Here is a 23,630-nt window from a genome sequence, read left to right on the forward strand (position 1 = left end):
GTCAGCCGGCGGTGGCGGGCGTCGGCCGCAGGGCGGCGAGGACGCCCAGGGCGCTGCGCTCGAGGAAGTCGGCGAGGTCCGACGGAGGGATGCGGGGGTCGGTCGCGGCCTCCACGAGAGCCTGCTCGGCGAACGAGATCCAGGCGTGGAGGGCCACGTCGAGCAGGGGGCTCGGGGAGACGCCGATCTCCTGGAAGGCGTCGCGCAGGTGGCCGGCGAGGACGTCGCGGGCGTGCTGCACCGTGGTGCGCACCTCCTCGTCGCCGGAGGCCGCGCCGCGCACCAGGGAGTAGAAGGTCGCGTCGTGGTCGTGCACGAACTCCACGAACCGGTCGAGGGTGTCGCGCAGGCGCTCGCGGGGCGGCAGCTCGGGGCGTGGCTGGGTCGCGTGCAGCATGGCGTCGCGCGCGGTGCGGACGATGGCGGAGTGCAGGCCCTGGCGGTTGCCGAAGTAGTAGTGCACGAGGCCGGGGGAGACGCCCGCCTGGGCCGCGAGGTCCTCGACGGTGACGGCCTCCAGCGGCCGGTCGGCGAGGGCCGCGACACCCAGGGCGACGAGCTGCTGCCGACGTTCGTCGGGGCTCATCCGGGTGCGTCGCGCGGCTGCCATGACCAGAGCATATGACCGTTCCGTGAGGTCGTGGGCGTGCCGGGACCCGGGCCGGGACATGCCGCTGGGGTTCTATTGACGGCGCCTCAGTAAGGGGCGTACCGTCGCCACTCGTCGGCGACACAGGGGTCGCCATGTCGTCTGTGGAGGGGAAATGAAGCTCAGCGCACTGACGCGCACGCGCCGAGGCCGTGCCATGCTCGCCGCGGTCCCGACGGTCGCGGTCATCGGTGTCCTCATGGGCGGCGTCGCCCAGGGAGCGGTGCCCGTGTCGATGGCCATCTCGGGCCAGCAGTTCAAGATCGCCGCGGACTCCCTCGAGGGTACCGGCTTCTCGCAGTACGCCGGCCAGGCCAAGGACGCCGACGGCAAGGCGCAGCCGGTCGCGATCGCGAACATCAAGGACGCGACGCTGCACAACCTCTGCCAGTCGGTGAAGGTGCCCGGCATGCCGCTGGGCCTGCTCATCTCGGCGGGCACCAACCCGAAGAACCCCGTGAAGGCCACGGACCTCCAGATCGGCATGAGCGACCTGCGCGGCACCGCGACGTTCAACCAGATCCGCATCGGCGTGGACGCCTCGACCGTGAACACCAAGGAGCACGGGAGCAAGGGCGACTTCGCCATGGACTCCGACGCCATCGACATCCAGAACCTCAAGCAGGTCTCGTCGAGCACGTCGGCCGCGGTCTTCAAGCTCACCGACCTGCACCTGAAGATCTCCGACGGCACCGAGTGCTTCTGAGTCGCCCCGGAGCCATGGAGGAGTCCGCGTGAGCGACGAGAACACCTCGACCCCCGAGGCGTCCCCCGAGGCGCCGGCCGCGACCCGCCGTCAGCGGTTCGCCGCCTGGCGGAGCGGCCGGCCCTTCTGGGGCGGCACGCTGGCGGTCCTGGCCGGCCTGGTGCTGTGGTTCTCCGGCCGGCTGCAGCTCGACAACTTCGAGATCCAGCTCGGCATCGAGGGCATGCAGACCACGCTGCTCCCGGTGGCCCTGGTGCTCCTCGGGGTGCTGGTCACGACCCAGCCGCAGTTCCGGGTGTTCTACGGCGTCATCACGCTGGCGATCTCGGTGTACTCCCTGCTGGCGGTCAACCTGGGCGGGTTCGGGGTCGGCATGATCCTGGGCGTCGTCGGCGGCATCCTCGCCGTGTCGTGGATGCCGCGCACCGCCGCGGGGCCCGAGGAGGCCACGGCCTCCGACGACGAGGCGGTCGCACCCTCGGCGGACCCCGCCCCCGAGGCGGGCGTCGAGCCCGCCGACCCGCGGGCCGACGGCGAGGAGGTCACGCTCGCCGAGCTCCTGCCCTTCGAGGAGAAGCCGGCCCGGAGCGGACGGCACGCGGCCGTCGCGGCCGCGGTGGTGGTGCTCGCCCTCGGCAGCACGGGTGCGACGGCGGTCCAGTCCGGCGCTGTCGTCCCGGCGCAGGTGCGCACCGCGTCGGACTGCTGGGACCCGCTCGGCTGGCTCGAGTGGATCTGCGGCACCGCCGACGAGCCGGAGGCGACGCCCAGCCCGTCGCCCTCGGCGACGGGCGACGTCGGCGGGTCCGGCTCGACCGACGACGGCACGGCGACCGACGGGGGCGCCGCCACGGAGCCTGGCGGCTCGTCGTCCGACGACGGCACCGCGACCGACGCCGGCGAAGGAGCCGACGGCGGCTCGACCCCCCAGACGGCCGGTGACGCGGCGGGCGGCAAGGACGCGAAGGGCGACAAGGGCGACAAGGCCGACGAGAAGACCGACGGCGAGCAGCCGACGGAGAAGGAGGCGAAGGAGTCCGTCCAGGAGGAGGCCCGCCTCGAGCTCGGTCCGTGTGCGCGGATCACGTTCGGCGGCGAGTACGACATCAACGTCTCGCTCCCGGGCGACTGCGGGAAGCGCGAGGACGCGAACACCTTCTCGCTCGACGGCGACCTCGAGACGCGCGACCTGCAGCTCCCGCTCACGGGCATCAACGGGATCGACGTCGTCAACGTCCCGGTGACGAACGACGGCCCCCGGCGCGACGCGCTGCGGCTCTCCGTCGACTCCGTCAAGGTGCCCGGGTTCTGGCTCAAGACGTACGCCGACAACGACGGCACGCTGGGCGGCACGGTCACGGACGCCGACTACGTGTCGATGCAGGGCAACGCGCAGATGTACATCTCCTCCATCCACGCGAACCTCCCGGACGGCGACGACTGGGCGGAGCTGGGGGAGCAGCTGACCAGCGGCGCGTCGCTGGTCGAGATGCTGCTGGCCCTCACGGACGCGCGGATCGGCCTCATGGGCGCCACCTCCGACGTCCAGGTCTGGTCCGACTTCCGCGAGCAGGTCTGGGAGGACTGACCGCCGAGGAGGTCCGAAGGGCGTCGAGGTAGCTCGCGCCGGCGGGTGGGCATCGTGCCCCACGCCGGCACGCGAACCACCTCGACGCCCTTCGTGCTCCCCCGGCCTCGGGGGAGCGGGCGGGTCAGTCCGCGCCGAGCGCCCAGCGCATGGGGACGAGCTTGGCCTCGGACTCGGCGAGCTCGGCCTCCGGGTCGGAGGCGGAGACGATGCCGCACCCGGCGAACAGGCGCACGTGCCGCGGGTCGGTGGGGGAGAGCTCCGCGGAGCGCAGCGCGATGCCCCACTCGCCGTCGCCGTCCGCGCCGACCCAGCCGACGGGCCCGGCGTACCGGGACCGGTCCATGCCCTCGATCTCGCGGATGAGGTCGCGCGCGACGACGGTCGGCGTGCCGCAGACGGCGGCCGAGGGGTGCAGCGCGGCCGCGAGCGTCAGGGACGACGGCGGCCGGTCGTCACCGCCCGGTGCCACGCGGTCGAGGACGCCCGTGACGTCGGACGCGAGGTGCATGACGTTCGGAAGGTGCAGCACGAACGGCGCGTCGGGGACGTTCATCGAGGAGCAGAAGGGCTCCAGGGCGCGGGCCACGGAGCGCACGGCGTACTCGTGCTCCTCGAGGTCCTTGGAGGAGCGCGCGAGCTGCGCGGCGTGCAGCAGGGCGTCGTCGTCCGACATCCCGGCCTCGCGACGGATCGTGCCGGCCAGCACGCGTGAGGTGACCAGCCCCTTCTCGCTGCGCACCAGGAGCTCCGGGGTGGCGCCGACCATGCCGGAGACGGAGAACGTCCAGCAGGCCTCGTACCGGTCGGCGAGGCGGCGCAGCAGCCACCGGGGGTCCAGCGGGTGCTCGGTGGTCGCGAGGACGTCGCGGGCGAGCACCACCTTCTCGAGCGCGCCCGACTGGATGCGGGCCACGCCCTCGCGCACCACCGCGGGCCAGTCGTCCGCCGCGACGGCGCCGTCGGAGAACCGGACGCGGCCCGGCGCGGGCACCTCCGTGCGGGGCTCCCGGCGCAGCGCCTCGGTGCCGGGGGCGGCGTCGATGCTCGCGCCGGGGGCGATGGTGGTCATCCACGTCACGCCGCCGCGCCGTCCCACGACGACCCGCGGCACCACCAGGGATCCGTCGGGTCGTCCGTGACCGACGTCGTCGCCGTCCTGGTCGTCGAGCTGGCCGGCGTCGTCGAAGGCGAAGGTGCCGAAGGCGACCGGGCCCGTGCCGGGCAGGTGCACCTCGTCGCGGACGACGGCGCGCGCGAGCGTGGCCTGCCAGGCGGCCTCGGCGTCGGCGAACCGGCCGGGCCCGAACGTGTCGAACCGCAGGGCCTCGCCCCAGCCGACGATGCCGTCGCCGCGCCGCACCCAGCTGAGCGGCCGGGCGTCGGGCAGGAGGTCGACGAGGGCGGTGAGGCCGCCGGGGAGGTCGTCGATCCGGGAGGTGCGGACCAGGAGCGCGAGGGGCTCGGTCGCGGGATCCGGGGTGGTGCCGGTGGCCGCGCCCGGGAGGGGTCGCGGAGCCGGCAGGGGCGTGGCGGACATCGGCTCCAGGGTACGCCCGGAGGCCCGCCACGCCCCGCTCACGGTGCGCTGCTCACCCGCGCCGCGCGGGTCAGGAGGTGGACGCGCCGTCGCGCCGCTCGTTCGAGCGGTTGAGGACGCCGTCGTCGGCCAGGTCCTCGAGCTGGTCGTCGTCGACGGCCTTGCTCGCGGTGCCCTTGACGAACACCGAAGGGTTCTCCGGCGTGCCCGCCTTGATGTGGTTGAACAGGATGTTCAGCAGGATCGCCATCAGGGCGGCCGAGCTGATCCCCGAGTGGAAGATCGTGCCGAACCACGTCGGGAACTGGTCGTAGAAGTCGGGCTTCGCGATCGGCACCATGCCGAACGAGATCGACGCCGCCACGATGACGAGGTTCATCGAGTTGCTGTAGTCCACCTTGGCGAGCGTGCGGATGCCCGACGCCGCCACGGAACCGAACAGGACGACGCCGGCGCCGCCCAGCACGGGGGTCGGGACGGCGGCCACGACGCGGCCCAGGATGGGGAGCAGGCCGAGGACGACGAGGATCACTCCGCCGGCCGACACCACGAACCGCGACTTGATGCCGGTGATCGCGACCAGGCCGACGTTCTGCGCGAACGCGGACTGCGTGAACGAGCCGAACACCGGCGACACGACCGACGACGCCATGTCGGCGCGCAGGCCGTTGGCGATCCGCTTGCGGTCGACCTTGGTGCCCACGATCTCGCCGACGGCGATGATGTCCGCCGTCGTCTCCGTGAGCGTCACGAGGATGACGATGAGCATCGACACGATCGCGGCGACCTCGAAGGTCGGGGTGCCGAACGCGAACGGTGCGGGGAAGGCGAAGATCGGGCCCTCGCCCACGCCGGCGAAGTCGGCCTTGCCGAGCGCGAGGGCGATGAGCGTGCCGGCCACGATCGCGATGAGGATCGACAGCCGCGAGACCGTGCCGGAGCCGACCTTCGACAGCAGGATGACGATCGCGAACGTGAGGAACGCGAGGCCGATGTTCCCCACCGAGCCGTAGTCGGGTGCGTCGGCGTTGCCGCCCATCGCCCAGTTCGCCGCCACCGGCATCAGCGTGAGGCCGATGGTCGTGATGACGACCCCGGTGACGACCGGCGGGAAGAACCGGATGATCTGCGCGAAGAACGGCGTGATGAGGAACCCGATGGCGGAGGCGACCAGCACCGCGCCGAGCACGGCCCGGATCCCGCCGCCGCCGCCCACGATGGCGACCATCGTCGACACGCCGGCGAACGACACCCCTTGCACCAGCGGCAGCTGGGAGCCGAAGAACTTGATGCCCCACGTCTGCAGGACGGTCGCGAGCCCGCCCATGAACAGCGAGGCGGCGACGAGCGTCCCGATCTCGGCCGGGGTCAGGCCGGCCGCGCTCCCGACGATGAGCGGCGGGGCGATGATGCCGCCGTACATCGTGAGGACGTGCTGGAAGCCGTACCCGAACGTGGCGCCGAGCGGCAGGCGCTCGTCCTCGGGACGGGTCGGGCTGGTCGCCGGCCGGGTGGTTGCGGACCGTGACATAGCGGACCTCCTTGTTCGCTATCAGAGTCGTCTATCTTCCGGCTAGTGGAAGAAGCCTTCCACTATTCGACCGGCAAAGTGTGATCTGTGTCAACCCCTTCCGGATCGCGGATCGGGGTCTTCGTGCGGTCTGCGGTGGGGGGCGCCGCGTGTCAGCCGGCGACGAGGCGGCGTGCGGCGTCGCGGTGCTCGGCGAGCAGCGCGGGCAGGTCGAGGTCGACGACCGCGCCCTCGACGACGCGCCAGTCGCCGCCGACCATCACGCGGTCGGCGCGGTCGGCGCCGCACAGGAGGAGGGCGGCGACCGGGTCGTGCGAGCCGGAGAACCGCGGCTCGTCCAGGCGCCACAGCGCGAGGTCCGCCTGCCTGCCGACGGCGAGCACGCCGAGGTCGTCGCGGCCCAGCACGCGGGCCGAGCCGCGGGTCGCCCAGCCGAGGGCGCGCGCCACCGGCACCGACGCGCCGTACTTGAGGCGCTGCAGGTAGAGGGCCTGGCGCGCCTCGAGGATCATCGTCGACGCGTCGTTCGAGGCCGAGCCGTCGACCCCGAGCCCGACGGGCACGCCCGCGTCCTCGAGCTCCAGGACGCGCGCGATGCCGGACGCGAGCCGCATGTTCGACGTCGGGCAGTGCGCCACGCCCGTGCCCGCCGCGCCGAGGCGCGCGATCTCCTGGTCGTCGAAGTGGATGCCGTGGCCCAGCCAGGCGCGGTCGGTCAGCCAGCCCACCGACTCCAGGTAGTCGACGGTGCGCATGCCGAAGCGTTCGCGGAGGAAGTCCTCCTCGTCGATCGTCTCGGCGAGGTGGGTGTGCAGGCGCACGTCGAGGCGGGCGGCCAGCTCGGCCGTGTCCTGCATGTTCTGCGTCGTCACCGAGAACGGCGAGCACGGCGCCAGCGCGATCTGGACCCGCGCCCCCGGGCCGCGCTCGTGGTAGGCCGCGACCAGGCGCTCGGAATCCGCCAGGATCGTGTCGGCGTCCTGCACCACGGACTGCGGCGGCAGGCCGCCGTCGTCCGTGCCGAGCGTCATCGAGCCGCGCGTGAGCGTCGCCCGCATCCCGAGCTCGCGGACCGCCGCGACCTGGATGTCGATCGCGTCGTCCAGGCCCGCGGGGAAGACGTAGTGGTGGTCCGCGGCGGTCGTGCAGCCGGACAGCAGCAGCTCGGTCAGCGCGACCTTCGTCGCGAGCTCGTGGGCGCGCGGCGTGAGGCGCGCCCACACCGGGTACAGGTTGACCAGCCAGGGGAACAGCTCGGCGTCCGCGACGGGCCCCCAGGCCCGGGTGAGGGTCTGGTAGAAGTGGTGGTGCGTGTTGATCAGGCCGGGCGTGACCACGTGCTCCGACGCGTCGAACGTCTCGTCGACCGTGGTGGCGGGGGTCCCGCCGGCGGCGACCAGCTCGGTGATCACGCCGTCGTCCACGACGACGCCGCCGCGCGCGTCGGGCGCCTCGGGGGAGTCGTCCGCGGTGAAGACGGCCAGCGGGTTCTTGATCCAGGTGCTCATCGGTGCCTCCTGACGGCGGCGTCCTGGGACCGGCGCCGCGTCGCGCCGGCTCAGTGGGCCTGTCTGCCGATCCAGGGAGCCACGGCCGCACGCCGTCCTCGACCCGGACGCTAGGCGAGGCGCGCGGCGCCGTCAACGGGTCGCGCGGGCCGCGCGGGCCGTCGTGCGACGATGACGTCCATGTCGCGCGCCAGCCTGGAGAAGAAGCCCGCCGAGGTCGCGTCCATGTTCGACGGCATCGCGCGGCGCTACGACCTCGTCAACGACCTCGTCTCTCTCGGGCAGGACCGCCGCTGGCGCCGGGCCGTCGTCGAGGCCGTCGCCGCCGTCCCCGGCGAGAAGGTGCTCGACCTGGCGGCCGGCACCGGCACGTCCAGCGAGCCGTTCGCCGCCGACGGCGCGCTCGTCGTCCCCTCCGACTTCAGCCTCGGCATGCTCACGGTGGGCAAGGCGCGCCGCCCCGACCTCTCGTTCGTCGCGGGCGACGCCACCCGGCTGCCGTTCGCCGACGGCGCGTTCGACGCCGTGACGATCAGCTTCGGGCTGCGCAACGTGGTCGACACGGACGCCGCGCTGCACGAGATGCTGCGGGTAGTGCGGCCCGGCGGGCGGGTCGTCGTCTGCGAGTTCTCCACGCCCACCTGGGCGCCGTTCCGCGTCGTGTACCAGGAGTACCTGATGCGGGCGCTGCCCGTGGTGGCGGGCGCCGTGACCCGCGACCGGGGCTCGTACGACTACCTGGCGGAGTCGATCCGCGCCTGGCCCGACCAGGCCGCGCTCGGCCGCCGGCTCCTCGCCGCCGGGTGGGAGCGGGTGTCGTACCGCAACCTCGCCGGCGGCGTCGTCGCCCTGCACCGGGGCGTCCGCCCGGCCTGAGGCGGCGCCGGGGCCGGGCTTTGCTCTTCGGCAGGTGGTGGATCTCTTCGGTCCGCGGTCGTGCCGAACAGGTCCACCACCTGCCGAACGGATGCCCTCAGCTGCCGGCGGTGCGCTCCTTGGCGAAGTCCGTGACCGTCGAGGTGACGTCCGAGACCTTGGCCTGCACGCGCGGGTCGTTCCACGTCTCCGTCGCCCAGTCCTTGGCCTTGTCGAGCTGCTGCCGGCCCTTCTCGGTGCCGAGCAGGTAACCGAGTGCTGCGCCGACGACGAATGCGGGTCCTGCCTTCATGGGTGGAGCCTCCTGGAGATCTCGCTGCGGTCGATGTCGCGGGTCGTGGGCACGACCGTAGGCACGTCGGGGCGGGCACGCACCCCGCGACATGCCGATGTCCGCACCCTTGCGGACCTGCGGCGACGCAGGCCCGGGGCCGTGCCGCGGGAGGTGCCGCGGCAAGGAAGGGTTACCTTCCTACACATCGCCCCGCGAACGTGACTAGAGTGCTCGACAAGAGTTGTGATGGGGTTCACAAATCGACTCCGGCACCGTCGCCGGGGCGCTCGAGGGAGCGAGGTGAGCACGTGCGCGCAGGTCGTTCGGACGACGCTGACGTGATCGTGGTGGGCGCCGGCCCGGCCGGGACGTCCACCGCTCACTGGTGCGCGTCCGCGGGCCTCGACGTCCTCCTGCTCGACAAGGCGTCCTTCCCCCGCGACAAGGTCTGCGGCGACGGGCTGACGCCCCGCGCGGTGGGGGAGCTGGCCCGCATGGGCCTCGGCACCCGCGCCGAGGACGGGTGGATCCGCAACGAGGGTCTGCGGGTGGTCGCCGGTGCGCGCTCGTGGGAGCTGCCCTGGCCCGACCTCGACTCCTACCCCGGCTACGGCATGGCCCGGGCCCGCACGTCGCTCGACCACCGCCTCGCCCAGCACGCGCAGGCCAGCGGCGCCAAGCTCCTCGAGCGCACCAAGGTGACCGGCCCGCTGCTCGACGACCGCGACGGCCGGGTCGTGGGCGTCCGCGCGCAGCCGCTCGACGGCCGGGGCCGCGCCGACGGCGACGAGGCCGTGTACCGCGCGCCCGTCGTCGTCGCGGCCGACGGCGTCTCGTCGCGCTTCGCGACCGGGCTCGGCATCACGCGCCGCGACGACCGCCCGCTGGGCACGGCGGTGCGCACCTACTTCCGCACGGAGGGCACGTCCCGCCACGAGGACGCGTGGATGGAGTCGCACCTCGAGCTCTGGGACGGGGCGCCCGGCGCGTCGAACCTGCTGCCCGGCTACGGCTGGATCTTCGCCCTCGGCGACGGCACGGCCAACGTCGGCCTCGGCTCCGTGAGCTCGACGCCCGCCCGCCAGTCCGCCACCGGGCACGACTACCGCGGCATGCTCCAGGCCTGGATGCGCAACGCCCCCGAGCACTGGGGGTTCACCCCGGAGAACCAGGTGGGTCCGGTGCGCGGCGCGGCGCTGCCGATGGGCTTCAACCGCAGCCCGCTGTACTCCGGCGGCGCGCTCCTCGTGGGCGACGCGGCCGGCATGGTGAGCCCGTTCAACGGCGAGGGCATCGCCTACGGCCTCCAGGCCGGGCGGGTCGCCGCCGACGCGATCGCGCAGGCGCGCACCCGCACCACCGACGACGCGCGGGAGCGGACGCTCGCGTCCTACGCGGACCGGATGCGCGCGGACCTCGGCGGCTACTACACGCTGGGCCGCTGGTTCGTGCGGCTCATCGAGCACCCGCAGATCATGCGGCTGTGCGTCCGGTACGGGCTGCCGCGGCCGGTGGTCATGCGGTTCGTGCTCAAGCTGCTGTCCGACTGCTACGAGCCGCGCGGCGGTGACTGGGTGGACCGGGTCATCGCGGGGCTCACCAGGGTGGTCCCGGCGGCATGAACGCACACGAGCACAAGGGAGTGGTCGAGATGCACGAAGTCGGTCGCGGCAGCGGCGAGGCGGCGCGGACGGGGGGCCTGCGATGACGAACCCGTACGTGCCGGTCCTCATGCTCATGGGCGTGGCCCTGGTGCTCGCCGTGGGCGGCGTGGCGGCGAGCGCCGTCATCGGCCCCAAGCGCTACAACCGCGCCAAGCTCGACGCGTACGAGTGCGGCATCGAGCCGACGCCGCACGCGGTGGGCGGCGGGCGCCTTCCGGTCAAGTACTACCTGGTCGCGATGACGTTCATCGTCTTCGACATCGAGGTGGTCTTCCTCTATCCGTGGGCGGTGGACTTCGCGGCGCTCGCCGGCTTCGGCGTGGTGGCGATGCTGTCCTTCCTCGCCCTCATCACCGTGCCCTTCGTCTACGAGTGGCGACGCGGCGGCCTGAGCTGGGTCTGACCCGGCGCACGGCAGCACCACCCGGCACGACCTGCACGACCAGCACGACCCAGAACGACACGGCACTACGGACGGCGACGATGCCGGCACGATCCGGCACCGATGCTCACGAAGGGGAGGGGTCATGGGCCTGGAAGAGGCTCCGTCGGGCTTCCTGCTGACGACGATCGAGGACCTGGCCGGCTACCTGCGCAAGGCGTCCGTGTGGCCGGTGACGTTCGGGCTGGCGTGCTGCGCCATCGAGATGATGGCGGCCGGCGCGTCGCGGTTCGACCTGTCGCGGTTCGGCATGGAGGTCTTCCGGGCGTCGCCGCGGCAGGCCGACCTGATGATCGTCGCGGGCCGGGTGAGTCAGAAGATGGCGCCGGTCGTGCGGCAGGTCTACGACCAGATGAGCGAGCCCAAGTGGGTGCTGTCCATGGGCGTGTGCGCGTCCAGCGGCGGCATGTTCAACAACTACGCGATCGTGCAGGGCGTCGACCACATCGTGCCGGTCGACGTGTACCTGCCCGGCTGCCCGCCGCGCCCGGAGATGCTCATCAACGCGATCCTCGCGCTGCACCAGCACATCCAGGACTCGCCGCTGGGCGTCAACCGCCGCGAGGCGGCCGCGGCCGCGGAGGCGGCGGCGCTCGAGGCCACGCCGACGTTCGAGCTCAAGGGGCTGCTGCGATGACGGGGGAGGTCGTCGCCGGCGGCGAGCCGGCCGCGGACGGTCGCGGGCCCGAGGTCGTCGAGGTCCGTCAGGGCATGTTCGGCGTGCGGGGCTCGGGCGACACGTCGGGCTACGGCGGCCTGGTCCGCCCGGTGGTGCTGTCCGGCCCGGCGACGCGCCCGTACGGCGGCTGGTTCGACGAGGCCGTGGACGTGCTCGCGGAGGTGCTCGGGGAGGCCGGGGTCGCGTTCGACGACGCCGTGGAGCGGGTGTCCGTCGACCCGCAGACCGCACCGCCGAGTCCGGACGCGGAGCTGACGCTGCACGTGGCGCGCGAGCACCTCGTGGCCGTCTGCCGGGCCCTGCGCGACGACCAGGACCTGCGCTTCGAGCTCAGCCTCGGCGTCTCGGGCGTGCACTACCCGCAGGACGAGGGCCGCGAGCTGCACGCCGCCTACCACCTGACGTCCGTGACCCACGGGCGCCGCGTGCGCCTCGAGGTGTCGGTGCCGGACGCCGACCCGCACATCCCCTCGACCACCGGGGTGTACCCCACCAACGACTGGCACGAGCGCGAGACCTGGGACTTCTTCGGCATCGTCTTCGACGGCCACCCGGGCCTGGCGCGCATCGAGATGCCGGACGACTGGCCCGGGCACCCGCAGCGCAAGGACTACCCGCTCGGCGGCATCCCCGTGGAGTACAAGGGCGCCACGGTGCCGCCGCCGGACACGAGGAGGCAGTACTCATGACCTCGGGGACATTCAGCGCCACCAAGGCGCCGACGGACGAGTTCGACCCCGGCATCCCCGGGTTCGAGGCGTCCGGCGGCGACTGGGACGAGATCGCCCGCGAGGCCGTGGGCGAGGAGCGCATCGTCGTCAACATGGGCCCGCAGCACCCCTCCACCCACGGCGTGCTGCGCCTCATGCTGGAGATCGACGGCGAGACGGTCACCGAGGCCCGCTGCGGCATCGGCTACCTGCACACCGGCATCGAGAAGAACATGGAGTTCCGCACCTGGACGCAGGGCACCACGTTCTGCACCCGGATGGACTACCTGGCGCCCCTCTTCCAGGAGACGGCGTACTGCCTCGCCACGGAGAAGCTGCTGGGCGTCACGGACGACGTGCCCGAGCGGGCGTCGATCATCCGGGTGCTGATGATGGAGCTCAACCGCGTGGCCTCCCACCTCGTGTGCCTCGGCACGGGCGGCAACGAGATGGGCGCGACCACGGTCATGACCATCGGGTTCACGGCCCGCGAGGAGATCCTGCGGCTGTTCGAGGCCGTCACCGGACTGCGCATGAACCACGCGTACGTGCGGCCCGGCGGCGTCGCGCAGGACGTGCCGGAGGGCTTCGAGGACCAGGTGCGCGGGGCCCTGCCGAAGATCCGCACGTACCTCGGCCAGCTGGGCGACCTCATGCTCGCCAACCCGATCTTCAAGGCGCGCCTCACGGACGTCGGGGTGCTCAACCTCGCCGGGTGCATGGCCCTCGGCATCACCGGCCCGGTGCTCCGCTCCGCGGGCCTGCCGTACGACGTGCGCAAGGCGTTCCCGTACTCGGGGTACGAGACCTACGACTTCGACGTGCCGACGTCCACCGACGCGGACTGCTACTCGCGGGTCGTGCTGCGGATCGAGGAGTGCTACCAGTCGCTGCGGATCGTGGAGCAGTGCCTCACGCGGCTCGAGGACACCGCCGGCGCGCCGGTCATGGTCGCGGACAAGAAGATCGCGTGGCCGGCGCAGCTCGCGGTCGGTGCGGACGGCCAGGGCAACTCGCTCGACCACATCCGCCAGATCATGGGCACCTCGATGGAGGCCCTGATCCACCACTTCAAGCTCGTCACCGAGGGCTTCCACGTCCCGGCCGGGCAGACGTGGCAGACCGTCGAGCACCCGCGCGGCGAGCTCGGCGTGCACGCCGTGTCCGACGGCGGCACCAAGCCGTACCGGGCGCACTTCCGCGACCCGTCGTTCAACAACCTCCAGGCGGTGTCGGTGATGTGCGAGGGCGGCCAGGTGGCCGACGTCGTCGTCGCCGTCGCGTCCCTGGACCCCGTGCTGGGAGGGGTCGACCGATGACGGCAGAACCCACGAGCGCGCGCTCGCAGGCCCGGTACGACGCCGACACGCTGGCGTCGCTCACCGCCGACGCCGCCGCGATCAAGGCGCGCTACCCGGACCCGCGCTCCGGCCTGCTGCCGATGCTGCACCTGGTGCAGTCGGTGGACGGGTACGTCAGCCGCGACGGGATCATGTTCTGCTCCGAGCAGCTGGAGCTGACGCCCGCCGAGGTGAGCGCCGTCGCCACCTTCTACACGCAGTACAAGCGGCACCCCAACGGCACCTACACCGTGGGCGTGTGCACCAACACGCTGTGCGCAGTCATGGGCGGCGACGCCATCTTCGACGAGCTCAGCGAGCGACTCGGCGTCGGGCACGACGAGACCACCGACGACGGCGCGATCACGCTCGAGCGCGTCGAGTGCAACGCGGCCTGCGACTACGCGCCGGTCGTGATGGTCAACTGGGAGTTCTTCGACAACCAGACGCCGGAGTCGGCCACGGACCTCACCGACCGGCTGCGGGCCGGGCAGGAGGTCGCGCCGACGCGCGGCGCGTCGTCCGTGTGCTCCTTCAAGCAGATGAGCCGCGTGCTGGCCGGGTTCACCGACGGCCGCGCCGACGAGGGCGTCGGGGCGGGGGAGCCGACGCTGGCGGGCCTGCGCCTCGCCCGCGCCGCGGCGGCCGTCGACGCGGTTCCGGAGGGTGCGGGGGAGTCCCCGTCGTCCCCGGACACCCCGTCCTCGGACAGCCCGCCCGCGGTCGCGGACCCGGCGGAGGTGCCGCCCGAGACCGGTGGCGCGCAGTCGTCGGCCGAGCGGAAGCCCGCGACCGAGGAAGACGTCGAGCCGAAGGGTGGCAGCGATGACTGACCTGATGCCGGTGCTCACGGACACGTGGGACGCGGAGCGGTCGTGGAAGCTCGCCGCGTACGAGGCGGCCGGCGGGTACGCGGGGCTGCGCAAGGCGCTGACGATGGAGCCGGGCGACGTCGTGCAGACGGTCAAGGACTCCGGCCTGCGCGGACGCGGCGGCGCCGGGTTCCCGACCGGGATGAAGTGGGGCTTCCTGCCTCCTCCGGACGGCGGCCCGCGCTACCTCGTGGTCAACGCGGACGAGTCCGAGCCGGGCACCTGCAAGGACATCCCGCTGATGCTCGCCAGCCCGCAGCACCTGGTGGAGGGCATCGCGATCACGAGCTACGCGATCGGCTGCCACCACGCGTTCGTCTACGTGCGCGGCGAGGTGCTGCACGTGTACCGGCGCCTCATGGCGGCGGTGCAGGAGGCGTACGACGCAGGGTTCCTCGGCAAGGACGTGCTCGGCTCCGGCTTCGACCTGGAGGTCACCGTGCACGCCGGGGCCGGCGCGTACATCTGCGGCGAGGAGACGGCGCTGCTCGACTCCCTCGAGGGCAAGCGCGGTCAGCCGCGCCTCAAGCCGCCGTTCCCCGCCGTCGCGGGCCTCTACGCGCGGCCCACGGTGGTGAACAACGTCGAGTCGATCGCGTCGGTGCCGGGCATCGTCGCGCGCGGCGCGGACTGGTTCGCCGGCATGGGCACGGAGCGGTCGCAGGGGCACGGGCTGTTCTCGCTGTCCGGGCACGTGACCCGGCCGGGCCAGTACGAGGCGCCGCTCGGCATCACGCTGCGCGAGCTGCTCGACCAGGCCGGCGGCATCCGCGCCGGGCACCAGCTGAAGTTCTGGACGCCCGGCGGCTCGTCGACGCCCCTGTTCACGGCGGACCACCTCGACACCCCGCTCGACTACGAGTCGGTGGGCGCGGCGGGGTCGATGCTCGGCACCCGCGCCCTGCAGCTCTTCGACGAGACGACGTGCGTGGTGCGGGCGGTCAGCCGGTGGACGGACTTCTACGCGCACGAGTCGTGCGGCAAGTGCACCCCGTGCCGCGAGGGCACGTACTGGCTCAAGCAGGTGCTGCACCGCATCGAGGCGGGCCGGGGCGAGGAGCGCGACGTCGACCTGCTGCTCGACCTGTGCGACAACATCCTCGGGCGCGCGTTCTGCGCGCTCGGCGACGGCGCGACGTCCCCCGTGACGTCGAGCATCCAGCTCTTCCGCGACGAGTACCAGGCGCACATCGACGGCCACGGCTGCCCGTTCGACCCGAGCGCCAGCGCCCTCTTCGCGTACACCCCCAAGCAGACGCCGGCGCTCGCCGGGGCGGGAGGTCACTGATGACGGCGACCACGGACAAGCCGGGCACGGGCGGCGGCCAGGTCGACAAGCCCGTGGAGACGGTGACGCTCACCATCGACGAGGTCGAGGTCACCGTGCCGAAGGGCACGCTGATCATCCGGGCGGCCGAGCAGGTGGGCATCCAGATCCCGCGGTTCTGCGACCACCCCCTGCTGGAGCCGGCCGGCGCGTGCCGCCAGTGCCTGGTCGAGGTCGCGATGCCCGACCGCGAGGGCAACGTGCGGCCGATGCCGAAGCCGCAGGCCTCCTGCACGATGACGGTGACGCCCGGGATGGTCGTCAAGACGCAGCGGACGTCCGCCGTGGCCGACAAGGCGCAGCACGGGGTCATGGAGCTGCTGCTCATGAATCACCCGCTGGACTGCCCCGTGTGCGACAAGGGCGGCGAGTGCCCGCTGCAGAACCAGGCGATGAGCAACGGCCGCGCCGAGTCCCGGTTCGAGGACGTCAAGCGCACGTTCCCCAAGCCGATCGCCGTCTCCACCGAGATCCTGCTCGACCGCGAGCGGTGCGTGCTGTGCCAGCGCTGCACCCGGTTCAGCGACGAGATCGCGGGCGACGCGTTCATCGCCCTGCAGGAGCGCGGCGCGCACCAGCAGATCGGCCGCTTCGACGAGACGGTGCTCGACTTCGCGCCGCCGCAGGGCGAGCCCGCGGAGGCCACGTTCGGGTCGGCGGCCGTCACGGCCGGCGGCCAGCCGTTCGCGTCCTACTTCTCCGGCAACACCGTGCAGATCTGCCCGGTGGGCGCGCTGACCGGCGCCGCCTACCGGTTCCGCTCCCGGCCGTTCGACCTCGTCTCGACGCCGGGGATCTCCGAGCACGACTCCTGCGGCGCGGCGATCCGCGTCGACCACCGCCGGGGCGTCGTCCTGCGCCGCCTGTCGGGCGAGGACCCGGCGGTCAACGAGGAGTGGATCACCGACAAGGACCGCTTCGCCTTCACCTGGCAGGCCGCGCCGGACCGGCTCACCGCCCCGCTGGTGCGGGACCGGCAGCTCGACGCCGACGGCACGGTCGTCTCGCGCGGGGAGCTGCGGCCGGCGTCGTGGGTCGAGGCGTTCGAGCTGGCGGCCGAGGGCCTGGCCGCCGCGCGGGCGGCCGGCGGCGTGGGCGTGCTGCCGGGCGGCCGCCTCACGGTCGAGGACGCCTTCGCCTGGTCGCGCTTCGCGCGCACCGTGCTCGGCACGGACGACGTCGACCAGCGGGCCCGCGTGGGCTCCGCGCAGGAGACGGCGTTCCTCGGGCACGCGGTGGCCGGCACCGGGACGGGGGTGACCTTCGGCGACGTCGAGGCCGCGCCCGCGGTGCTGCTGGCGGGCCTCGAGGCCGAGGAGGAGGCCGGCATCACCTTCCTGCGGCTGCGCAAGGCCGTGCGCGCCCACGGGACGAAGGTCTGGTCCGTGGCGCCCTTCGCGAGCCGCGGGCTCGCCCGCCTCGACGGCACCCTGCTGCCCGCGGCCCCGGGCACCGAGGCCGAGTGGCTGGGCATCCTCGCCACCCGCGCCGACGGCGGCCTCGTGCCCGCCGACTCCGACGCCGCGACGCTGGGCGCGGTCGCCGAGGGGCTCGCCGCCCCCGGCGCGCTGATCCTCGTCGGCGAGCGGCTCGCGTCGTCGCCCGGTGCCTACGGCGCCGCGCTGCGGCTCGCGGCGGCCACCGGCGCGCGGGTCGCGTGGATCCCGCGCCGCGCGGGGGAGCGCGGCGGCCTGGAGGCCGGGCTGCTGCCCGGGCTGCTGCCCGGCGGCCGCCCCCTGACGGACCCGGCCGCGCGCGCCGAGGTCGCCGAAGCGTGGGGGATCGACGCCGACGCCCTGCCGGCCGCGCCCGGCCGCGACGCCGCGGAGATCCTCGACGCGCTGTCCGTCGGGCAGCTCGGCGGCGCCCTCGTCGGCGGCGTCGAGCTGGCCGACCTGCCCGACCCGGCGCACGCGCGGACGGCCCTCGAGGCCGCGGGCTTCGTGGTCTCGCTCGAGGTGCGCCGGTCCGAGGTCACGGAGCTGGCCGACGTCGTGCTCCCCGTCGCCCCGCCCGCGGAACGGGCCGGGTCGTACTGGAACTGGGAGGGGCGCGTGCGCGCGTTCGGCCAGGCGCTGGACTCCGCCGCGCTGCCCGACCACCGCGTGCTCGACGCGCTGGCCGCGCAGGCCGGCGTCGCGCTCGGCGCGGCGACGCCGTACGACGCCCACCGGGCGATCGCGGCGCTGCCCGCCTGGGGCGGTGCCCGGGTCGCGGCCCCCGCGGGGGAGCCCGTGGAGCCGCCCGAGGTGCCCGCCGGCTCGGCCGTCCTCGCGACCTGGCACCTGCTGCTCGACGACGGTGCCCTGCAGGACGGGGAGCAGTTCCTCGCCGGCACGGCCAAGCGGCCGGTCGCGCGGATGTCCGCCGCCACCGCCGCCGCCGTGGACGTCTACGACGGGGACCGGGTGACCGTCGCGACCGACCGTGGGTCGCTCACCGTCCCCGTCGCGATCACCGAGATGGTCGACCACGTGGTCTGGCTGCCGCTCGCGTCGCGCGGCAGCCGCGTGCACGACACGCTCGGCGCCGTGCCGGGCGACCTGGTGCGCATCGGGCCGCCCGCCGAGCCGGTCGGCGCGGGCGCCCCGGCAGGCTCGACCGACGAACAGGGAGGGGCCGCATGATCCCCGGGGTCGCCGCCGACTTCAGCAACGACTGGTTGTGGGTCTCGCTCATCAAGGCCGTGCTCATCGTCGTCTTCCTGCTGACGAGCGTGCTCTTCGCGATCTGGTTCGAGCGGAAGGTCGTGGCGCGCATGCAGGTGCGCCCCGGCCCCAACTGGCACGGGCCCTTCGGCCTGCTGCAGTCGCTCGCCGACGCGATGAAGCTGCTGCTCAAGGAGGACGTCAACGTCACCCGCGCGGACCGGGTCGTGTACCTGCTGGCGCCGATGATCTCCGTGTTCTGCGCGCTGCTCGTCTTCGCGGTGATCCCGTTCGGCCCCGAGGTGACGATCCCGTTCACCGACTACTCGACGCCGGCGCAGCTCACCGACTTCCCGGTCGCGATCCTCTACGTGCTGGCCTGCGCGTCGATGGGCGTCTACGGCATCGTGCTCGGCGGCTGGTCGTCCGGCTCGACCTACCCCCTGCTCGGCTCCGTGCGCTCCACGGCCCAGGTCATCTCCTACGAGCTGGCGATGGGGCTCTCCCTGGTCAGCGTGTTCATCATGGCCGGCTCGATGTCGACGTCGCAGATCGTCGCGTCGCAGGCGGGCATCTGGTGGTTCCTGCCCCTGCTGCCCGCGTTCGTCGTCTACGTCATCTCGATGATCGGCGAGACGAACCGCCTGCCCTTCGACCTGCCCGAGGCCGAGGGCGAGCTCGTCTCCGGCTACATGACCGAGTACAGCTCGATGAAGTTCGCCTGGTTCTTCCTGGCGGAGTACATCAACATGCTCAACGTCTCGGCCGTCGCGACCACGCTGTTCCTCGGCGGGTGGCGGGCGCCGTGGCCGCTCTCGGCGATCAACGACGGGATGTTCAACACCGGCTGGTGGCCGGTGCTGTGGTTCCTCGCCAAGCTCTGGCTCGTCATGTTCGTGTTCGTGTGGGTCCGCGGCACCCTGCTGCGCCTGCGCTACGACCAGTTCATGTCGTTCGGCTGGAAGGTGCTCATCCCGGTCGCGCTGTGCTGGGTCGTGGTGCTCTCCGTCTTCCAGTACCTGGGCCTCGCCGGCATCACGCGCACCCAGCTCATCACCGGCGTGGCCGTCGCGGCCGTGGTCGTCGTCGCGCTGCTGTGGTTGTGGCCCGAGCGCAAGAAGCCGTCCGGCGCCGCCGCGTCCGGGCAGCCACCGGGCGGCGCGCGCCGGCCCGCCGGCGAGTTCGACGCCTTCGCCGACGGCTTCCCCGTGCCGCCGCTGCCGGGCCAGACCCTGCCGCCGTCGCCCCGCGCCCGCCGGCACGTCCCGCAGGCCGCCGACGTCCCGGCCGCCGCCTCCGCCGTCGACCGATCCGAGGAGACGCGATGACCGACAAGCCGTACGAGCCGCTGCGCCCGAGCAAGGGTCCGCTGGGCGACCTGTTCGCCCCGGTGGCCGGGTTCGGCGTGACGTTCTCCTCCATGTTCCGGCCCACCGTGACGGAGCAGTACCCGCGCAAGAAGACGCCGCCGCAGCGCCGCTACCACGGCCGCCACCAGCTCAACCGGTACGCCGACGGGCTGGAGAAGTGCATCGGGTGCGAGCTGTGCGCGTGGGCCTGCCCCGCGGACGCGATCTACGTGGAGGGCGCGGACAACGCCGACCTGCCCGACGGCGAGCACATGTCGCCCGGCGAGCGGTACGGCCGCGTCTACCAGATCAACTACCTGCGCTGCATCTTCTGCGGGCTGTGCATCGAGGCGTGCCCCACCCGGGCGCTGACGATGACCAACGACTACGAGCTGGCCGGGCCCGACCGCGCGGGGATGATCTACGAGAAGCAGGACCTGCTCGCCCCGCTCGCCGAGGGCATGCTCGCCGCGCCGCACCCGATGGTCGAGGGCACCACGGACACCGAGTACTACCGGGGCGAGGTCACCGCGCCCACGGCCGAGCAGGTGGCCTGGGTGCGCGAGCACCGGCCCGACGACGCCACGCTGGACGCCGCCGAGCGGGTGGTGCACGGCGACGCGCCGCCCCCGACGCCCCGCCGGCACCGGCTGCGCGGCAGCGCCACCAAGGCGGCCGTCGCGACCCGGCAGGCCGCGGAGGGCGGGCACGTCTCGGACGGCACGGCCGGCGGCGCGTCCGGCGGCGTCGCGCCCACCGCCGGAGCCCGGTCGTGACCGCCTCGGGCGCGGAGGCCGCGCTCTTCTGGGTGCTCGCGCCGCTCATGGTGCTCGCCGCGCTCGGGCTGCTCTTCGCCCGCAGGGCGGTGCACGCCGCGGTCTGCGTGATGTTCGTGATGGTCGGCCTGGCCATCTTCTACGTCGCGCAGGAGGCGCCGTTCCTCGGCGTCGTGCAGGTGGTCGTGTACACGGGCGCCGTCATGATGCTCTTCCTGTTCGTGCTGATGCTGGTGGGCGTCGACGCCGCCGACTCGCTGACCGAGACGATCCGCGGCCAGCGCTGGGTGGGCGTCCTGTTCGGCCTCGGGCTGGCGGTCGTGCTGCTCGGCGTCATCGCGCAGGCGACGTTCCCGCCCGCGGTCGGGCTCGCCGAGGCCAACGCGGTCACCAACCCCGTGGCGCTCGCCCGGGTGCTGCTCGGCGACTACGTGCTCGCCATGGAGGTGGTCGGCGTCCTGCTGGTCACAGCGGCGCTCGCGGGCCTCGTGCTCACCCACCGCCGCCGGCTCAGCGTGCGGCCCACCCAGCGGGTGCTCGCCGCCGCGCGGGTCGCCGGCATCGAGCAGGGCCGCACGCTCACGCCGCTCCCGGCGCCGGGCGTGTACGCGCAGAACAACGCGATGGACACGCCCGCCCTCGGCCCGGACGGCGCCCCGCTGCCGCACTCGGTGCCCCGGGTGCTGCGCATCCGCGGCCAGGAACGGTCGGCCACGGCGGTGCTCGCCGAGGAGGAGACCCTCGTGCCGCGCGACGACCTCCGCCTCATCGGCGTCGGGCCCACTCCGGGCACGGCGGTCGAGCAGGCCGGCGACCCGGTCGCGACGGGTACGGCCGGTCCGACGCCGTCCGACGACACGGACGGTGCGGACGACGAGGACGGGGAGGTGCGCTGATGGAGATCACCAACTACCTGGGGCTGGCCGCGATCCTGTTCGCGATCGGCGCGACGACGGTGCTGCTGCGGCGCAACGCCATCGTGGTGTTCATGGGCGTGGAGCTGATGCTCAACGCCACCAACCTCGCGTTCGTGACGTTCGCGCGCATCCACGGTGACGTGACGGGCCAGGTGCTCGCCTTCTTCGTGATGGTGGTCGCCGCCGCCGAGGTCGTGGTGGGGCTCGCGATCATCATCACGATCTTCCGCTCCCGCCGGTCGGCCTCGGTCGACGACGTCAACCTGCTGCAGAGCTGAGAGGCCTCCGACGATGCAGACTCTCTCCCTCGCCCCCTGGCTGGTCGCGACCCCGATGGCCGGCGCCCTCGTGCTGCTCCTCGCGGGGCGCCGCAGCGACCGGTGGGGCCACTGGCTGGGCGTGCTGGCCAGCGCCGCGACGTTCGTCGTGGGGCTGGTGATGCTGCTCGACATGCTGGGCACGCCCGCCGACCAGCGCGTGGGCACCCAGACCGTGGGCACCTGGATCGAGACCGGGCCGCTGCACGTGGACCTCGGGTTCCAGGTGGACCCGCTGTCGATGACGTTCGTGATGCTCGTGACGTTCGTCGGCACGCTCATCCACGTCTACTCGGTGGCCTACATGGACCACGACGTCGACCGGCGCAGGTTCTTCGGGTACCTCAACCTCTTCGTCGCGGCGATGCTGCTGCTGGTGCTCGCCGACTCCTACCTGCTGCTGTTCGTGGGCTGGGAGGGCGTGGGCCTGGCGTCGTTCCTGCTCATCGGGTTCTGGGACGGCAAGCGCGAGAACGCGGTCGCCGGCAAGAAGGCGTTCGTCATGAACCGCGTGGGCGACATGGGGCTCATCGTCGCGATGATGCTCATGCTCGCGACGTTCGGCGCCGTGGACTTCGCGACCGTGCTCCCCGCCGCGGGCGAGGGCGCGGCGGCGGCCGGCCAGGGCACGATGACGGCCATCGGCCTCATGCTGCTGCTGGCCGCGTGCGGCAAGTCCGCGCAGCTGCCGCTGCAGGCCTGGCTCGGGGACGCGATGGCCGGCCCGACGCCCGTGTCGGCGCTGATCCACGCGGCCACGATGGTGACCGCCGGGGTGTACCTGCTGGTGCGATCCGGGCCGATCCTGGAGGTGGCGCCCGACGCCCAGCTCGTCATCGCCGTCGTCGGCGCGCTCACGCTGCTGTTCGGCGCGATCGTCGGCTGCGCCAAGGACGACATCAAGAAGGCCCTCGCGGCGTCGACGATGTCGCAGATCGGCTACATGATGCTCGCCGCGGGCCTGGGCCCGGTCGGCTACGCGTTCGCGATCTTCCACCTGCTGACCCACGGCTTCTTCAAGGCGGGGCTGTTCCTCGGCGCCGGGTCCGTGATGCACGCGATGGACGACGACGTGAACATGCGCCGCTTCGGAGGCCTGGCCCGGCTGCTGCCGGTCACGGCGATCACGATGGGGCTGGGCTGGCTCGCCATCCTGGGCGTGCCGCCGTTCTCCGGCTTCTGGTCGAAGGACAAGATCATCGAGGCGGCGTTCGTCGGCGAGGGCTGGCGGCCGTGGGTCTTCGGCATGGCGGCGCTGCTCGGCGCGGGGATCACCGCGTACTACATGTCGCGCCTGTTCTTCATGACGTTCCTGGGCCGCCGGCGCTGGAGCGACGGCGGGCCGGGCGACGACGGCGCCCCGGTGCGGCACCCGCACGAGTCCCCGCGCCTGATGACGTGGCCGATGATCGTGCTGGCCGCGGGGTCCGTGGCCCTCGGCGGCATCCTGGCGCTGGGCGACCGGTTCGTCACCTGGCTGGAGCCCGTCACCGGGCAGGCGGAGCACCACGAGCCGGTGCTCCCGGTGTGGCTGCTCATGACGCTCACCCTGCTGCTCGTGGTCGTGGGCGCGCTGCTCGCCTTCCGGCAGTACGCGGTGGCGGCCGTCCCGGTCGAGCCGCCCCCGGCGCCCGTCCTCGTGCGGGCCGCGCGCGTCGACCTGCACCAGGACGACGTCAACGAGTCGCTGGTCATGCGGCCGGGGCAGTACCTGACGCGCTCCCTGGTGTACCTGGACCGCGCGGCGGTGGACGGCGGCTGGCTCGGGCTGGCCGGCGGGATCGGGCGGTTCGGCGCACGGCTGCGCCGGCTCCAGAACGGCTACGTGCGCTCGTACGCGGCGACGATGCTCGGCGGCCTCGGGGTCGTGGGGATCGTCGTGTGGGCGCTGGCGAGCTGAACGGACGAGGACGGAAA

At 73.1% G+C, this 23,630-nt stretch carries 21 protein-coding genes; 16 read left to right on the top strand and 5 right to left on the bottom strand.

Going from position 1 to position 23,630, the window contains the following annotated elements; all coding sequences use genetic code 11:
* Window position 1 precedes the first annotated feature (1 nt).
* On the bottom strand, window positions 2-610 hold the full coding sequence (locus tag ACFU9A_RS06800) for a TetR/AcrR family transcriptional regulator (RefSeq protein WP_430574498.1): 609 nt from the start codon (window positions 608-610) through the stop codon (window positions 2-4).
* A 154-nt stretch (window positions 611-764) separates the two neighbouring features.
* Here ACFU9A_RS06800 and ACFU9A_RS06805 point away from each other — a divergent pair, with 154 nt between their 5' ends.
* A complete protein-coding gene (locus ACFU9A_RS06805) occupies window positions 765-1,355 on the top strand; it encodes a DUF6230 family protein (RefSeq protein ID WP_430574499.1) in 591 nt (196 codons plus the stop codon).
* A 28-nt stretch (window positions 1,356-1,383) separates the two neighbouring features.
* Window positions 1,384-2,943: a DUF6114 domain-containing protein gene (locus ACFU9A_RS06810; protein WP_430574500.1), complete on the top strand. Its 1,560-nt coding sequence runs from the start codon at window positions 1,384-1,386 to the stop codon at window positions 2,941-2,943.
* 124 nt (window positions 2,944-3,067) lie between these two features.
* Here the strand turns inward: ACFU9A_RS06810 and ACFU9A_RS06815 are convergent, their stop codons facing one another.
* The 3 genes from ACFU9A_RS06815 to ACFU9A_RS06825 form a co-directional block, all read right to left on the bottom strand.
* The gene (locus tag ACFU9A_RS06815; RefSeq protein ID WP_430574501.1) at window positions 3,068-4,483 is read right to left on the bottom strand and encodes an isochorismate synthase MenF; all 1,416 of its coding nucleotides are present in this window, start codon (window positions 4,481-4,483) and stop codon (window positions 3,068-3,070) included.
* A gap of 70 nt (window positions 4,484-4,553) precedes the next feature.
* Entirely contained in the window at window positions 4,554-6,014 is a 1,461-nt protein-coding gene (locus ACFU9A_RS06820) for a nucleobase:cation symporter-2 family protein (protein ID WP_430574502.1), read from the bottom strand.
* Window positions 6,015-6,166: 152 nt separating this feature from the next.
* Window positions 6,167-7,522, bottom strand: a complete 1,356-nt coding sequence (locus ACFU9A_RS06825) for an 8-oxoguanine deaminase (RefSeq protein WP_430574503.1) — start codon at window positions 7,520-7,522, stop codon at window positions 6,167-6,169.
* A gap of 180 nt (window positions 7,523-7,702) precedes the next feature.
* On the opposite strand from ACFU9A_RS06825, the gene ACFU9A_RS06830 reads away from it, so the two are divergent.
* Window positions 7,703-8,398 carry a demethylmenaquinone methyltransferase gene (locus ACFU9A_RS06830; protein WP_430574504.1) on the top strand — a complete coding sequence of 232 codons (696 nt, stop codon included), beginning with the start codon at window positions 7,703-7,705 and terminating at the stop codon, window positions 8,396-8,398.
* A 97-nt stretch (window positions 8,399-8,495) separates the two neighbouring features.
* Here ACFU9A_RS06830 and ACFU9A_RS06835 read toward each other — a convergent pair whose 3' ends face one another.
* Window positions 8,496-8,690 carry a YtxH domain-containing protein gene (locus ACFU9A_RS06835; protein WP_430574505.1) on the bottom strand — a complete coding sequence of 65 codons (195 nt, stop codon included), beginning with the start codon at window positions 8,688-8,690 and terminating at the stop codon, window positions 8,496-8,498.
* A gap of 290 nt (window positions 8,691-8,980) precedes the next feature.
* Here ACFU9A_RS06835 and ACFU9A_RS06840 point away from each other — a divergent pair, with 290 nt between their 5' ends.
* From ACFU9A_RS06840 to nuoL, 13 genes are all read left to right on the top strand, one after another.
* Window positions 8,981-10,294 carry a geranylgeranyl reductase family protein gene (locus ACFU9A_RS06840; RefSeq protein WP_430574506.1) on the top strand — a complete coding sequence of 438 codons (1,314 nt, stop codon included), beginning with the start codon at window positions 8,981-8,983 and terminating at the stop codon, window positions 10,292-10,294.
* Between the two features lie 82 nt (window positions 10,295-10,376).
* Window positions 10,377-10,739, top strand: coding sequence for an NADH-quinone oxidoreductase subunit A (locus ACFU9A_RS06845; RefSeq protein WP_430574507.1), 363 nt, complete (start codon window positions 10,377-10,379; stop codon window positions 10,737-10,739).
* Between the two features lie 124 nt (window positions 10,740-10,863).
* Window positions 10,864-11,415 carry a NuoB/complex I 20 kDa subunit family protein gene (locus ACFU9A_RS06850; protein WP_380245150.1) on the top strand — a complete coding sequence of 184 codons (552 nt, stop codon included), beginning with the start codon at window positions 10,864-10,866 and terminating at the stop codon, window positions 11,413-11,415.
* Window positions 11,412-12,146: an NADH-quinone oxidoreductase subunit C gene (locus tag ACFU9A_RS06855; protein WP_430574508.1), complete on the top strand. Its 735-nt coding sequence runs from the start codon at window positions 11,412-11,414 to the stop codon at window positions 12,144-12,146. The genes ACFU9A_RS06850 and ACFU9A_RS06855 overlap by 4 nt, the downstream gene beginning before the upstream one ends.
* On the top strand, window positions 12,143-13,486 hold the full coding sequence (locus ACFU9A_RS06860; protein ID WP_430574509.1) for an NADH-quinone oxidoreductase subunit D: 1,344 nt from the start codon (window positions 12,143-12,145) through the stop codon (window positions 13,484-13,486). The genes ACFU9A_RS06855 and ACFU9A_RS06860 overlap by 4 nt, the downstream gene beginning before the upstream one ends.
* Window positions 13,483-14,340: an NADH-quinone oxidoreductase subunit NuoE gene (gene nuoE, locus ACFU9A_RS06865; RefSeq protein WP_430574510.1), complete on the top strand. Its 858-nt coding sequence runs from the start codon at window positions 13,483-13,485 to the stop codon at window positions 14,338-14,340. The genes ACFU9A_RS06860 and nuoE overlap by 4 nt, the downstream gene beginning before the upstream one ends.
* A complete protein-coding gene (nuoF, locus tag ACFU9A_RS06870; RefSeq protein WP_430574511.1) occupies window positions 14,333-15,667 on the top strand; it encodes an NADH-quinone oxidoreductase subunit NuoF in 1,335 nt (444 codons plus the stop codon). The genes nuoE and nuoF overlap by 8 nt, the downstream gene beginning before the upstream one ends.
* A complete protein-coding gene (locus tag ACFU9A_RS06875) occupies window positions 15,667-18,333 on the top strand; it encodes an NADH-quinone oxidoreductase subunit G (protein WP_430574512.1) in 2,667 nt (888 codons plus the stop codon). The genes nuoF and ACFU9A_RS06875 overlap by 1 nt, the downstream gene beginning before the upstream one ends.
* Window positions 18,330-19,682 (top strand): NADH-quinone oxidoreductase subunit NuoH, encoded by a 1,353-nt coding sequence (gene nuoH / locus ACFU9A_RS06880; RefSeq protein WP_430574513.1) that lies wholly within the window; start codon window positions 18,330-18,332, stop codon window positions 19,680-19,682. The genes ACFU9A_RS06875 and nuoH overlap by 4 nt, the downstream gene beginning before the upstream one ends.
* On the top strand, window positions 19,679-20,479 hold the full coding sequence (gene nuoI / locus ACFU9A_RS06885) for an NADH-quinone oxidoreductase subunit NuoI (protein ID WP_430574514.1): 801 nt from the start codon (window positions 19,679-19,681) through the stop codon (window positions 20,477-20,479). Before nuoH ends, nuoI begins: the two co-directional genes overlap by 4 nt.
* A gap of 47 nt (window positions 20,480-20,526) precedes the next feature.
* Window positions 20,527-21,375 (top strand): NADH-quinone oxidoreductase subunit J, encoded by an 849-nt coding sequence (locus ACFU9A_RS06890; RefSeq protein WP_430575350.1) that lies wholly within the window; start codon window positions 20,527-20,529, stop codon window positions 21,373-21,375.
* Window positions 21,375-21,674, top strand: coding sequence for an NADH-quinone oxidoreductase subunit NuoK (nuoK, locus tag ACFU9A_RS06895; RefSeq protein ID WP_380241969.1), 300 nt, complete (start codon window positions 21,375-21,377; stop codon window positions 21,672-21,674). The genes ACFU9A_RS06890 and nuoK overlap by 1 nt, the downstream gene beginning before the upstream one ends.
* 13 nt (window positions 21,675-21,687) lie before the next feature.
* Window positions 21,688-23,613 (top strand): NADH-quinone oxidoreductase subunit L, encoded by a 1,926-nt coding sequence (gene nuoL, locus ACFU9A_RS06900; protein ID WP_430574515.1) that lies wholly within the window; start codon window positions 21,688-21,690, stop codon window positions 23,611-23,613.
* Window positions 23,614-23,630 lie beyond the last annotated feature (17 nt).

The organism is Isoptericola sp. NPDC057653, assembly GCF_042799955.1.
GTDB lineage: Bacteria > Actinomycetota > Actinomycetes > Actinomycetales > Cellulomonadaceae > Isoptericola.